Raw genomic sequence first — 12,746 nt, forward strand, 5'->3', positions numbered from 1 at the left:
ATGAAAAGGACAGGAATATTCATCGCACTACTTGTTATCATGTCGTCCATGATGTATTTTGAAGAGAAAGAGATCACGGGCACCGTTACATCCGCCCAGGATGGAAGCCCGATACCCGGAGTTAATGTAAAGGTGAAAGGCACAACAAATCGAACCATGACCAATATCAACGGGTACTACAGCATAAAAGTGCCGGAATCGGGCACCTTGGTTTTTTCCTTGCCAGGTTATGCTACTAAAGAAGTAAAGGTTGGGAATAAGGGGGTTATTAATGTGGCTATGGAGATGCGAATAGAGGCAGAAGATCTGGCTGAAGTGGCAGCAACACAATCTGCCAGAAAGAAGGAATACCGCAGAAGCGAACAGAAATCCATGGGAAGGCCTATGATGGATGTGTCCTATAATTCACCACCACCATTGGAAAATTACCCGGTCCACAATACCGAGGAGTATGATGCTATTAATGAAAATATCTTTCATGGAGCGCTGAAAAATCCGCTATCAACATTTTCCATAGATGTGGATGCAGCTTCCTATAGCAATGTAAGAAGGTTTTTAAATAACGGTCAGTTACCTCCAAAGGATGCTGTCAGGATAGAGGAAATGGTCAACTATTTCAGCTACGACTACCCACAGCCTGATGGACAGGACCCTTTTTCTATCACTACGGAAATCTCAGCAGCTCCATGGAATACAAAGCACAAGCTGGTGCATATTGGCTTGCAGGGCAGAAAAATTTCCACCGAAAAGCTTCCTCCTTCTAATTTGGTATTCCTGATCGATGTTTCAGGCTCCATGAGCAGTGCCAATAAGCTGCCACTTTTGAAATCTGCTTTTAAGCTGTTGGTAGACGAGCTAAGGCCACAGGATAATGTAGCCATTGTGGTGTATGCAGGGGCTGCCGGTCTGGTATTACCTTCAACAGCAGGCAGCGACAAGGAGACCATTATAAATGCACTTGAGCAACTATCGGCCGGAGGGTCAACGGCTGGTGGAGCCGGGATAAACCTGGCTTATAATGTGGCTCAACAACATTTCAAAAAAGGAGGTAACAACCGCGTCATTCTTGCAACCGATGGTGATTTTAATGTGGGAGCCTCCAGCAATGCAGAAATGGAAAGGCTGATTGAAGAAAAAAGGGACAGTGGTATTTTTCTGACAGTATTGGGATTTGGAATGGGTAACTACAAAGATTCCAAAATGGAGGTGATCGCAGATAAAGGCAATGGTAATTATGCTTATATAGATAATATATTAGAAGCGAAAAAAGTTTTTGTTAACGAATTTGGCGGCACATTATTTACCATAGCAAAAGATGTGAAGATACAGGTAGAGTTTAACCCTGCTAAGGTGAAAGCGTACAGGCTGATTGGCTATGAAAACAGGGCTCTCAGAAATGAAGATTTCAATAACGATAAAAAAGACGCAGGCGAGTTAGGAGCGGGGCATACTGTGACAGCATTGTACGAGATTATTCCTGTAGGAGTAGAAAGTCAGTTTGATCCGATTGATGAGCTGAAGTATCAGGAGAATAAAATTGCCCAGGAGGCGTATAAATCGAAAGAACTGATGACAGTAAAGCTACGCTATAAGCAGCCTGATGGAGATAAGAGCAAGCTAATAACCCATGCATTGATGGATAATCAGGTTGACCTGGATAAAACCTCTGCTAATTTTAAGTGGTCTGCTGCCGTGGCAGGTTTTGGTATGTTGCTTCGCAACTCTGAGTTTAAGGGTGACCTTACACACGATGATGTATTGAAGCTGGCACAGGAGTCGAAAGGTAGTGACCAGGAAGGATATCGAATTGAGTTCATCAACATGGTGAAGTCTTTTGGCCTGCTGGCAAGGAAGTAGCATTAAAGAGATGTAAAAGCAAAAAAGCACGGTTTTCAATCGTGCTTTTTTATTGGATACTATTAACCTAAATAATTTGAGTTGTTTTAACCCTTAGTTTCCTGATACCTATTACCCATAAGCGTGCCAAAGCTCAAAAGAGCAAATTAGGGCTGTTTTTCTGATAGGACGAGGTGAGAATTGTGCGAATACGTACATATTGTGATCGGTAACGACTAACAATTGTCTGACGTAACTGGCAGCAACCACGGTGGAGAAAGCTTGTGCCGAACAAAATAAAATCCATCCAAACAGGAATGCATTTGAGAAATTATTTTTGATAATTGTGTTTTTAAAAGAAGTTCCGGGCTAATAAAGATCAAGATATTGCTTCTTATGATACACAGGCTATTCAATATTATTTTTTCAAAGAGAGTACTTCAATGGCTGATAGCGATATTTTCAGTTTTTTATCTTCTGAGCTTATACCACAGGTACATTCAGCAAGACGAACCGTGGTTTGGCGAGCAGGCTTACTGGCTGCTGAAAGAGGGTGAAGTAAAAATAAAAAGTATGCCTGGCATATTTAACTGGACAGAAAGTATGCTGATCTACCACAAACTCTTTGTATGGATCGGAGCCCTTATCATAAGCATCTTTGGGTGGTCGCTATACCCATTGAAAGCTTTTATATTGCTGGTATTTCTTGCCAGTTGCTGGCTGCTGATTTCTTTTTTGAAGAAGTATCAAAAGGATTCTCATCTGTGTTGGGTGGCAGCTTTTCTTCTGATAACCACACCTGAGCTGATTCATCGCAGCTTTATGTTCAGGCCTGAAGTTGTTGTAATGTGCCTGGGGTTTCTGTCATTTTACATGCTGTATAGAACCATTGACGAGAAAAGAGGTAGTGCTCATTGGGCAGGACTATTTTCAGGATTGGCTTTCCTCACTCATCTCAATGCTCTGATATTTCCGGTTGCAGGATTTCTTTTGCTGATGTGCTATAAAAAGTGGCAACAGCTTGTCATCTATACAGTGATCTGTGGAGCTGTTTGTAGCGTTTACACTATCGGATTGTGGGATGCCGGCCATATTGAAACATATACCTATCAAATGCAGCACTGGCCTACCCATCAAAAGGCCTTTGGTGAAAAAGTGGATGGCGGAATTATTGGAATAATATGGAATAATATCTCCCGGCTTTTAAATGAGCATAAAAGATACTTTTGGGATCAGGATGTGTGGATGATTAGTGCATTTTTTCTTTTATCCCTTATAGTGCGGTTTCGTTTTTTGTGGAGGCAGCACCGCCTGTTGCTTGGCTACACGCTGATCTTAATGGTGTTACTTGGAGTTCTGGGCAGCGGCCATAGTCCGCGCTATTTGGTCTACCTGATGCCATTTATGACTGTTTTGAGTGCTTTGGTTGTTCAAAATATTGCGGTGGGAAGGCATGTTGTGTTAAAAATGCTATTGGTGCTGGTTTTGCTTGGTCAACTGGGGATTGTTGGGATAACATTTAAAAAAATATATACTACCAACTATAACCATGTGGCGCTTCATCATGAGATATTGTCGGTAATTGAGCCAGGCTCAAAAGTATTGGCGCCATGGGAATTCATCTATAATGAAATAGATAACTATGCCCTTCATTCCTATAAGACCTACGAATACATCGAGGATCAGGAGAAAATGAAGCTAACACAAAATGAGTTGCTGGCATTAGCCGCTAATCGTTTTGAGATGGACTACATAGTGATAGATGAGAAAAGGAAAAGAGATAAGAATTTTTCATGGTTTTATGATTGTAACATAAACGACAACCCTCATTATGAATTTTACCGGGAGGGAGAGGGTTATTTAATTCTTAAAAAGAAATAGTTTTTTGATCTTCCTGCGTGTCCGTACAAATTTGCGTTCATAGATATCATATTTGAAGGCAAGTTTGTACAGCCGCCAGTTATTGATCTCTCCGAAATATGCTTCGATACCCGGAGCGCTTTTTCTCAGGTAGGCAAATTCGTATGCTCTGGAAAAACCCGTTACCCCCACCCGTTTTGGGTTGCTGTCTATCACATAGATCTGGCTACTCCTGTGTAAAAAATTTCTTATTTGAGGGTCTCCATGCAAATAGCCTTTGCTGTGGATCAGCTTGAGCTCTTTCACCACCATCGGATAAAACTCCTCTCGGTCCAGACAACTTTCGCCATCTAAAAATTCATACAGCAGCCATGAGTCTGTCACCATTCCCAACTTACGTTTTTCAGCCGCCATCACTGGTTTGGTGGTGTGAAGGCCCAGCTCTTCATACTTAAACATCCCTTTTATGTTTTTGAAGGCCTCCCCATCTCTGAAAAGTGTAGTGAAGCGGATCCACCATTTTTTATTTTTCTCCTTCGGGGTCTTTAAAACATATTCCTGTTTATTAATTTCTATTTTATAAACATCGCTTCTGTGGTGCTCTTTGAGAGGGGATTTGATGGTATACTGACCTTCGCTGATCATGTCAAAAAGACTGATATTCTGAGATTTACTCAATATATTCCAACCGTTTTTATGCCTTACTGACAGGTCCATTACGCAAAACTACATGTTCCTGAATATTTGAGAACGCATTGGTACAATAAATGAAAAATTATAACACTTAATTCTAACTTATTGGGCTATTTGTTGTTCTCATGTCAGGTATAGTGTCCAAAACAAGACATTAGGCATCCTTTTTGATAAATTTTTACGTATAAGATATATATGTAGATTGACGGATTACGTATAAGAAGGTAATAATCAAGATTTACATTATTTATTAAATTCATAATTACTATTTTTGATCCGATGTCCGAAACTAAAAGACAGAGTTATTCGCAGGTAGAGAAGGAAAGAACTTTTGAAAAAGAGTTTCTTCCACATATTGATTCTATGTATAACTTTGCCTATCGATTGACCTTTGATGAAGATGATGCAAAAGATCTCGTACAGGATACTTACCTAAAGGCTTATCGGTTTATCGAATCGTTCGAAAAAGGAACTAATGCCAAAGCGTGGTTGTTTCGAATATTGAAAAATAGCTTTATCAACGACTTTAGAAAGCGCAGCAAAGAACCTTCTAAGGTAGATTATCAGGAAGTTGAATCTTTTTACAACTCCGAAGACGTTGATAGAACTATAACCACAGATTTGCGTGTTGAGACTGTTCAGGATATGATTGGGGATGAGATCTCCAATGCACTGAACTCATTGGATGTGGATTTTCGGACTGTTATCATTCTTTGCGACCTGGAAGGCTTTAAGTACGATGAGATGGCTAAGATATTAGACATCCCTATCGGAACCGTAAGATCCAGATTGCATAGAGCAAGAAATCTTTTGAAAGAAAGGTTGAGAGATTATGCAAAAAAAATGGGATACAAAAATAGTTAGTTATATGGGATTATCCTCTACAAATTCATTTGACGAAAATCCGTCTAAGAACTCGTCTGAAGTTCAACCTGACCATAACGAATGTTTGAAAATACTCAATTTGGTACTGGACGAAGAAGCCAGTCCTGAGGAACAAGAATATTTTAAAAAGCATATTGAAAACTGCATGCCATACTATGAGATCTATAGTGTAGATAAGGCTATCAAAGAGATGATCAGAGAAAAATGCTATGATCGTGAAGTGCCCAAAGACCTGATAGATCAAATCAAATCAAAAATTTTTCAGGGAGCAGAATAAACAATAATGCATAACGGAAAGGCTATTATTTTTTCTGCTCCTTCGGGATCGGGCAAAACTACTATTGTAAAACACCTCCTGCACATAAACCCCAAGCTGGGGTTTTCTATTTCCGCCTGCACCAGGGATAAAAGAGGCCGGAATGAAGAAAATGGTAAAGACTACTATTTTCTTTCTCCAGAGGAATTTAAGAAGAAGATAGACAACGATGAATTCATCGAATGGGAAGAGGTATATTCAGGTAATTTTTACGGGACTCTTAAGTCTGAGGTAGAACGTATCTGGCGAGAGGGCAGGCACGTTATCTTTGATGTGGATGTAAAAGGAGGCCTTCACCTAAAAGAATATTTCGGAGATAAAGCCCTGGCAGTCTTTGTTAAGGTTCCTTCTATTGAAGCACTTAAAGAACGACTTACTGACCGCCAGACAGAAACTGAACATAGTCTTTCCCAAAGGATATTTAAGGCTAAATTCGAGATGACTTTTGAAGATAAGTTTGATATCACCTTAGTAAATGAAGATCTCGAAGAGTCTCTAAAAAAAGCAGAAAAACTGGTCGGTGATTTTTTGGCTTCCTGAGGCAGGGGCTAAACCAGTCAACAAAAGTCGAGAGTAAGCAAAAAGCGAGTTATGAGGAGTACTTAGTAGTGAGTATTGAGTAGAAGAGCGGCAATAATGATAAAATAAGATCAATTGGTATCAATACTCAATACTAATGTCTCACTAATTACATAGACATGAAAGTAGGTCTGTTTTTTGGTTCGTTTAACCCGATACACATTGGTCATCTGATCATCAGTAATATCATGGTCGAAACCACCGATATTGATCAGGTATGGTTTGTGGTCTCTCCTCATAACCCTTTTAAGAAAAAGAATACCTTGCTACATGAGTTCGACAGGTTAGATATGGTCAATACGGCCATACATGATAACTACAATATGAGAGCAACAGATGTGGAATTTCACATGCCCAGACCCAGCTATACCATTGATACACTGGTTTATCTTTCGGAAAAGCATCCCCGGCACTCTTTTAAACTCGTAATTGGAGAGGACAACTTAAAGAGTTTTCCCAAATGGAAGAATCATGAAAAGATACTGGAGCACTATGGTTTGTATGTATACCCAAGACCAAATGCCGAACCTTCAGAGGTTAGCGCTCATCCGAATGTTAAAATGGTAGAAGCGCCAATGATGGATATTTCGGCTACTTTTATAAGAAATTGTATAAAAAATAACCAATCTATTAAATATCTTGTGCCTCAGGCCGTTGAAGAGATGATCATTGGCCGGAAATTTTATATGTAACATTCACGGCTGCATTTCGTCTAGCAACTTGTACTTAACGTTTATTTTGTTTACTACATGATCTTCAAACGCGCACTGGCTTTAATTTTTATAATCGGTTTTTCCATTAATTACGCCAATGCCGGAGGTGTAAGAGGCACAGTAAAGGGAGACGATGGGCAGTTGCTGGCCTTTGCTACCATTTACGTCAAAGAATTGGGTACGGGTACCACTACAAATGCCGATGCCTTCTATGAGATATCACTTAAACCTGGTAATTATCAGATCATTTTTCAATATGTAGGTTATGAATCTATTCTGAAAGAGGTTCAGGTGGATAGTGATTTCATCAATTTGGATGTAGTATTACGGACTCAGGTGATGATGCTCCGAGACATCGAAATCAGGGCCGGCAAAGAGGACCCTGCATATACCATTATGCGCAAGGCTATTGCCAAAAGCAAATTCCACACACAGCAGGTCAATCGTTATACAGCCAGAGTATATATCAAAGGCACCGGGCAACTTAAAGATTACCCTTTCTTCATGAAAAGTACTATGAAAAAAGAGGGAATAGACCCTGATCGGGTATTCATTTCGGAATCAGTAAGCGACATTGAATACATCAGGCCCAACACCTACAATGAAAAAGTAATCTCCATTTACAGTAGTGGCGATGATAATAATACCAACCCCAATGCATACATAAACGGGTCTTTCTACGAACCTGAAGTGGCCAAGGCGATTTCTCCGCTCTCGCCAAAAGCGTTTTCATATTACAGATTTGTATACGAAGGCACATATCGCGATCAGGGATATGAAATTAGTAAGATCAGGGTGGTACCTCGTTCCCGTGGTGATAATGTATTTGATGGTTTTATCAATATCGTTGAGGGCTACTGGAGCATTTATAGCCTTGACCTGAACGTGACTAAGCTAGGCATTAAATTTCATATTGAGCAGGTATACGAGCCAGTGGAGCCAAGCGTGTGGCTGCCAGTGACACATAAATTTTTCATTAAAGGGAAAGTACTTGGTTTTGAGTTTGAGGGAAATTATCTGGCCACGGTAAGTGATTATAAAGTGGAGATCAATCCCGACCTGGATGTGGAAATAACGGTAATAGATGAGAAAGTAGAGAAAGAGCTTGCAAAAGAACTGGAAGAGCAGGTGCCGGATAAGGATAAGGAGGAAATACAGGAGTTGTTGACTTCCGGTAAAGAGGTAACCAGAAAGCAACTGCGCAAAGTGATCAAAGCCTATGAAAAGATGGAGATGAAGGAGCGAAATGAGCCGGACGTAATCTCAAACCGGACATTTAAAGTTGACTCTCTTGCTCATAAGCAAGACTCTGCTTTTTGGGCACAAATACGACCGGTACCACTTACAGCTAATGAAAAGAAGGGATACGCCATCACCGATAGCCTTGCACAGGTGGAAAAGGCTGAAAGGGAGGGAGATACCCTAAAAACAGCCAAGAATAAACGACAGGGCTTTCACTTGCAGGATGTAATGTTGGGCAATACCTATAAACTGGCAGACAAAACACACCTGAAAATCTACAGTCCGTTGGAAAAACTGCGATATAACACAGTGGAAGGATTTAATTTCGACTACCGTCTGTCATTCACCAAAACTTTTAACAATAAAAACTGGCTTAGGTTAGGGCCAACTGCGCGATATGCCTTTGCCAGGGAAAAGGTATCAGGTTTTTTTGATGTCAGGTATGATTTTGGCGAACCGGAGCGTAGGAATATCCTGGACCTGGATGTAGGTAGATATGTGGATCAGTACAACAATGATGAACCCATTCACCCTTTTATCAATAGTTTCATGACACTTTTCTTTGAAAGAAATTATATGAAGATCTATGAGAAGGATTTTGTGAAGTTAGATTACACACGAAAGCTTAGCGATAAGTTTAGAATAAAAATAGGTGCCCAACTGGCTGATCGCAGGGAATTGGTCAATAACACTGACTACAGGTTTTTTGACATTTCCGGTGATCACCTGACGCCAAATGCTCCCGCCAGCCTGACGATGCCGGATACCTCTTTTCCTGAGCACAGAGCGCTTACAGCAAATGCGGTCCTGGAGTTTCAGCCATTTGTCAAATACCGGATATACAATGGCAGAAAATCAGTGATTGAAAATTCCTCCCCTGTGGTCAAGTTTTACTATAACAAAGGGATCAATGATGTGCTGGAGAGCGATGTTGATTTTGATCAGTTGGAATTGAGCTTAAGGCATGGCTTTAAGATCGGCATACGTGGCTTGGTTGACTTATCGCTAAAGGCGGGCACATTCCTGAATAGCGATAAGATGTACTTTATGGATTACAAGCATTTTCTGGGCAACCGTACCCCCTTTGCTACTACTGATCCTGTCGGAAGCTTCAGGCTATTGGATTACTATACCTTCAGTACCAATGAAGAATACTTTGCCGGCAATCTGCACTATCAGTTCAGAAAATTTTTGATCACCCAAATGCCGCTGGTGCGCCTCTCAGGTGTTCGGGAAGGTTTCTTTGTAAACTACCTGGCCAATGATGTCTCAAAAAATTATACCGAACTGGGCTATGGCATCAACTACATCTTCAGGGTTTTCCGCCTGGAAGCAGTTACATCTTTTTATGATGGCAAGTACCAGGATTTTGGTGTGAGGATAGGAATTGCAACTAATTTTGAGAATATTTTTTGATGTTCCTTGACGATTGAAAGCTCCGTGATTTCATAGAGAAAGTCAAATAGCAGGTTTTAAGAATAAGCGCAAGAGGCAAGAGTGATTCTTAGTAATTAGTGTTTGTAAGAAAACTCTAAGTGGCTTTAAGAAAACGTTACCGTCAAAGGGCGGCGGGACGAAGTCCCAAAAAGCGGTAGTCCCGTACAGTTGCCAGGAAGGGCATTTTTGGGACAAGCGTAACGCAGACATTGACGTTTTCTTAGAGACACTAATTATGATGAAAGGAAACTATTTGCTATATTACACGTGTTACATTGAATATAAATGTACGTGTATATGAACACTAAACTTACCTTAACATTGGAGAAGGAAGTAATTGAAAAGGCTAAGAAATATGCGGCTGAAAAGGGAAGAAGCCTGTCCGAACTGGTAGAGAATTACTTTCAATTTCTGACAGAAACACCAGAACAGGAAAAGGAGATAAAACTCTCACCTAAGGTGAGTAAGTTGCGAGGTGTTTTAAAAGTTAACTCAGACTTTGATTATAAAAAAGTACTGGAAGAAGAGCTGCTGAAAAAGTTTAATGGATAAAGTATTCGTTGATACAGACGTAGTCATTGATTTCTTAATTGATAGGGAACCACACATCCGTCACTCTTCGCTGATATTCAGTCTGGCAGAAAAAAAGAAGCTTCAAGTCTATATTTCTACTTTATCGATTAATAACATCTATTATGTAACCCGGAGAATTATCGGACATAAGAAGGCGCTGGAAATAATTAAAAATTTAATTGAAATCGTGGAGATACAAAGTGTGGATAAACATGAGATACTATCCGCACTTGATAGTGGCTTTAAGGATTTTGAAGATGGTGTACAACATGCATCGGCCCTTCACATAAAGGGACTTAAAGGTATTATTGCCAGAAATATTAAGGACTATAAAAAGGCTCAAGTCGCAGTTTTTACTCCGGAAAGTTTTCTTAAAGTCTTTAAATCAAAAAGCCATGGCTGATTTGCATACCCACCTAGCGCAAGTCTGCGACTTGTGCTCAAGAATGAGCTAGAGAGTCTGTGACTCGGCAAAGCAGGGAAGAGTACGATTAGGGGAACGAAGGGAGCAGGATGATTATATGTAAAAGGAGCAAAAAAAGCCGCTAAAAGCGGCCCCTCATCTCAATACTCACATCTAACATCTCAATACTAACCTACACTGTCATGATCTCTGATTCCTTCTTGGCAAGGATCTCGTCAATCTTCTTGGTATATTCATCAGTCAGTGCCTGCACTTTGTCTTCAGCCCGCTTGATGTCATCTTCTGAAGCGCCTTCTTTTTGAAGCTGCTTAAGGTTGTCATTGGTTTCTTTCCTGATATTTCTTACACTCACCTTGCCCTGCTCGCCTTCATGCTTAACCTGCTTAACAAGTGTTAAACGCCTTTCTTCTGTCAACTGGGGAATGTTAATAATGACCTGCTGACCATCATTCTGAGGGTTCAGCCCCAGATCGCTGTTGATGATGGCTTTTTCAATATCGGGAATTACAGTTTTTTCCCAGGGTTTGATCATCAGTGTTCTGGCGTCAGGTGCGGTAACAGAGGCTACCTGATTGATAGGGGTGGGGTTGCCATAGTATTCTACCATAAGTCCTTCCAGCATAGTTGGAGAGGCTTTTCCGGCTCTGATCTTTACAAGTTCGCCACTAACATGTTTTATGGCTTTGTTCATCATATCCCTGGCTTCATCCAGGTACATATTAATTTCTTCCATGGTTTTCGGGTTTTCCTGCTAAATATAAGAAACTGAGTTAATTATTAGGTTATCAAAGTACCTGCATTCTCTCCCTGCACAATATTAAAGAGGTTATCAGGTTTATTCATATCAAACACAATAATCGGGAGGTTGTTTTCCTGGCACAGGGTGAAGGCTGTCATGTCCATAATGTTGAGATTCTTCTCATATGCTTCTTGAAATGACAGCTCCGAATACCTCGTTGCCGTGGGATCTTTTTCAGGATCAGCAGTATACACACCGTCCACACGTGTTCCTTTTAGCACTACATCAGCCTGGATCTCAATCGCCCTTAAGCTGGCTGTGGAGTCGGTGGTAAAATATGGATTACCAATACCAGCCCCGAAAATTACAATCCTTCCTTTCTCCAGGTGCCTGATAGCTCTCCTTCTGATAAACGGCTCGCAAACCTGCTCCATCTTAATGCCCGACATTAGCCTGGTGTAAAGGCCGGCACCCTCCAACGCGCTTTGAAGCGCCATGCCATTAATTACCGTGGCCAGCATACCCATATAGTCTCCCTGCACACGCTCTATTCCTGAAGCTTCTGCCTGCACGCCCCGGAATATGTTTCCACCACCAATCACAATAGCAATCTCCACGCCCATCTCTTTTACCGCTCTTATCTCTTCGGTGTATTGCTGCAGACGCTTTGGGTCTATGCCATATTGACCCGATCCCATTAAAGATTCGCCACTAAGCTTCAGTAATATTCGTTTGTATCTCATTGAAAGTAGGAAGGTTGTTTTAGTTTAAATTGGTGCAAATATAATAGGGATAAATGAATAATTCAGAGGTGCGTCTTAAAATTGGACCAGCACCTGATTTTTTTCTACACTATCACCTTTTTTTACCTTCACCGACTTCACTACACCATCACCACTCGCTTTGATAATATTTTCCATTTTCATGGCTTCAAGGATCATGATCGGATCACCTTTCTTTACCTCATCGCCTTCTGAGACATGCACTTCAAAGATCAGCCCTGGCATAGGGGCCTTGATGTCGTTTAACTGCGCCGATGCTACAGTATCCATTCCCAATTTTTCCAGCAAAAGATCGAATTTATCTTTCAGCTCCACCTCATACTTATTACCGTTGACTTTTAGAATGATCGATTTTTCCTTGTAGTTAGCCTTTACAATGTCTGCCCGATAAGAATTGTTATCTTTTATGATATGGAAAGACTGACTGTCGATCTTGGAGATATCCCAAACGAAAGACTCTCCGTTAACCAGCATCTGGTCCTCTTTGAGTACAACTTCAAATGTGTTATTATTAACTGTTACCTTATACATAGCGCGCGTTTAGTTAAGGTACCAAAGATAAAACCCTTCGGTGTAATACCTGACGAATTTATTAGAATTATCACTTTTTTGTACCTTTGCATTACGAGGGGTGCCCCAAAGCACGGGCTGAGATTATACCCAAAGC

At 40.7% G+C, this 12,746-nt stretch carries 13 protein-coding genes; 9 read left to right on the plus strand and 4 right to left on the minus strand.

All coding sequences use genetic code 11. The annotated features are described in order from the left end of the window. Entirely contained in the window at positions 1–1,857 is a 1,857-nt protein-coding gene (locus tag C900_RS05535) for a YfbK domain-containing protein (RefSeq protein ID WP_009578678.1), read from the plus strand. Between the two features lie 375 nt (positions 1,858–2,232). Then, positions 2,233–3,717 (plus strand): ArnT family glycosyltransferase, encoded by a 1,485-nt coding sequence (locus tag C900_RS05540; protein WP_009578679.1) that lies wholly within the window; start codon positions 2,233–2,235, stop codon positions 3,715–3,717. On the opposite strand, the gene C900_RS05545 is transcribed toward C900_RS05540, so the two are convergent. Next, positions 3,697–4,374, minus strand: coding sequence for a lipopolysaccharide core heptose(II) kinase RfaY (locus C900_RS05545; RefSeq protein ID WP_157493904.1), 678 nt, complete (start codon positions 4,372–4,374; stop codon positions 3,697–3,699). The two genes, C900_RS05540 and C900_RS05545, sit on opposite strands and share 21 nt — an antisense overlap. A gap of 294 nt (positions 4,375–4,668) precedes the next feature. On the opposite strand from C900_RS05545, the gene C900_RS05550 reads away from it, so the two are divergent. From C900_RS05550 to C900_RS05580, 7 genes are all read left to right on the plus strand, one after another. Continuing rightward, the gene (locus tag C900_RS05550) at positions 4,669–5,253 is read left to right on the plus strand and encodes a sigma-70 family RNA polymerase sigma factor (RefSeq protein ID WP_009578681.1); all 585 of its coding nucleotides are present in this window, start codon (positions 4,669–4,671) and stop codon (positions 5,251–5,253) included. A 4-nt stretch (positions 5,254–5,257) separates the two neighbouring features. Then, positions 5,258–5,551, plus strand: coding sequence for a hypothetical protein (locus tag C900_RS05555; RefSeq protein ID WP_051052781.1), 294 nt, complete (start codon positions 5,258–5,260; stop codon positions 5,549–5,551). Positions 5,552–5,557: 6 nt separating this feature from the next. Then, the gene (gmk, locus tag C900_RS05560; protein ID WP_009578683.1) at positions 5,558–6,130 is read left to right on the plus strand and encodes a guanylate kinase; all 573 of its coding nucleotides are present in this window, start codon (positions 5,558–5,560) and stop codon (positions 6,128–6,130) included. 158 nt (positions 6,131–6,288) lie between these two features. Beyond that, complete coding sequence (gene nadD, locus C900_RS05565; protein ID WP_040495760.1) at positions 6,289–6,861, plus strand: nicotinate (nicotinamide) nucleotide adenylyltransferase; 573 nt, start codon at positions 6,289–6,291, stop codon at positions 6,859–6,861. 57 nt (positions 6,862–6,918) lie between these two features. Continuing rightward, on the plus strand, positions 6,919–9,540 hold the full coding sequence (locus C900_RS05570) for a DUF5686 and carboxypeptidase regulatory-like domain-containing protein (protein ID WP_009578686.1): 2,622 nt from the start codon (positions 6,919–6,921) through the stop codon (positions 9,538–9,540). Between the two features lie 318 nt (positions 9,541–9,858). Beyond that, entirely contained in the window at positions 9,859–10,113 is a 255-nt protein-coding gene (locus tag C900_RS05575; RefSeq protein WP_009578687.1) for a DUF6364 family protein, read from the plus strand. Next, positions 10,106–10,537 (plus strand): PIN domain-containing protein, encoded by a 432-nt coding sequence (locus C900_RS05580; protein WP_009578688.1) that lies wholly within the window; start codon positions 10,106–10,108, stop codon positions 10,535–10,537. The genes C900_RS05575 and C900_RS05580 overlap by 8 nt, the downstream gene beginning before the upstream one ends. A 193-nt stretch (positions 10,538–10,730) precedes the next feature. On the opposite strand, the gene frr is transcribed toward C900_RS05580, so the two are convergent. The 3 genes from frr to C900_RS05595 form a co-directional block, all read right to left on the minus strand. Beyond that, positions 10,731–11,291 (minus strand): ribosome recycling factor, encoded by a 561-nt coding sequence (gene frr, locus C900_RS05585; protein ID WP_009578689.1) that lies wholly within the window; start codon positions 11,289–11,291, stop codon positions 10,731–10,733. 44 nt (positions 11,292–11,335) lie between these two features. Then, complete coding sequence (gene pyrH / locus C900_RS05590) at positions 11,336–12,040, minus strand: UMP kinase (protein WP_009578690.1); 705 nt, start codon at positions 12,038–12,040, stop codon at positions 11,336–11,338. A 75-nt stretch (positions 12,041–12,115) separates the two neighbouring features. Further along, positions 12,116–12,610, minus strand: a complete 495-nt coding sequence (locus C900_RS05595; RefSeq protein ID WP_009578691.1) for an acyl-CoA carboxylase biotin carboxyl carrier protein subunit — start codon at positions 12,608–12,610, stop codon at positions 12,116–12,118. Positions 12,611–12,746: the final 136 nt, after the last annotated feature.

It is taken from the genome of Fulvivirga imtechensis AK7 (genome assembly GCF_000331535.1).
Taxonomy (GTDB): domain Bacteria; phylum Bacteroidota; class Bacteroidia; order Cytophagales; family Cyclobacteriaceae; genus Fulvivirga; species Fulvivirga imtechensis.

Coding starts and splice junctions, on each gene's coding strand:
- C900_RS05595 (WP_009578691.1), bottom strand. CDS start 12,610: ATGTATAAGGTAACAGTTAATAATAACACATTTGAAGTTGTACTCAAA.
- C900_RS05580 (WP_009578688.1), top strand. CDS start 10,106: ATGGATAAAGTATTCGTTGATACAGACGTAGTCATTGATTTCTTAATT.
- C900_RS05550 (WP_009578681.1), top strand. CDS start 4,669: ATGTCCGAAACTAAAAGACAGAGTTATTCGCAGGTAGAGAAGGAAAGA.
- C900_RS05555 (WP_051052781.1), top strand. CDS start 5,258: ATGGGATTATCCTCTACAAATTCATTTGACGAAAATCCGTCTAAGAAC.
- frr (WP_009578689.1), bottom strand. CDS start 11,291: ATGGAAGAAATTAATATGTACCTGGATGAAGCCAGGGATATGATGAAC.
- nadD (WP_040495760.1), top strand. CDS start 6,289: ATGAAAGTAGGTCTGTTTTTTGGTTCGTTTAACCCGATACACATTGGT.
- C900_RS05575 (WP_009578687.1), top strand. CDS start 9,859: ATGAACACTAAACTTACCTTAACATTGGAGAAGGAAGTAATTGAAAAG.
- C900_RS05540 (WP_009578679.1), top strand. CDS start 2,233: ATGATACACAGGCTATTCAATATTATTTTTTCAAAGAGAGTACTTCAA.
- pyrH (WP_009578690.1), bottom strand. CDS start 12,040: ATGAGATACAAACGAATATTACTGAAGCTTAGTGGCGAATCTTTAATG.
- C900_RS05570 (WP_009578686.1), top strand. CDS start 6,919: ATGATCTTCAAACGCGCACTGGCTTTAATTTTTATAATCGGTTTTTCC.
- gmk (WP_009578683.1), top strand. CDS start 5,558: ATGCATAACGGAAAGGCTATTATTTTTTCTGCTCCTTCGGGATCGGGC.
- C900_RS05535 (WP_009578678.1), top strand. CDS start 1: ATGAAAAGGACAGGAATATTCATCGCACTACTTGTTATCATGTCGTCC.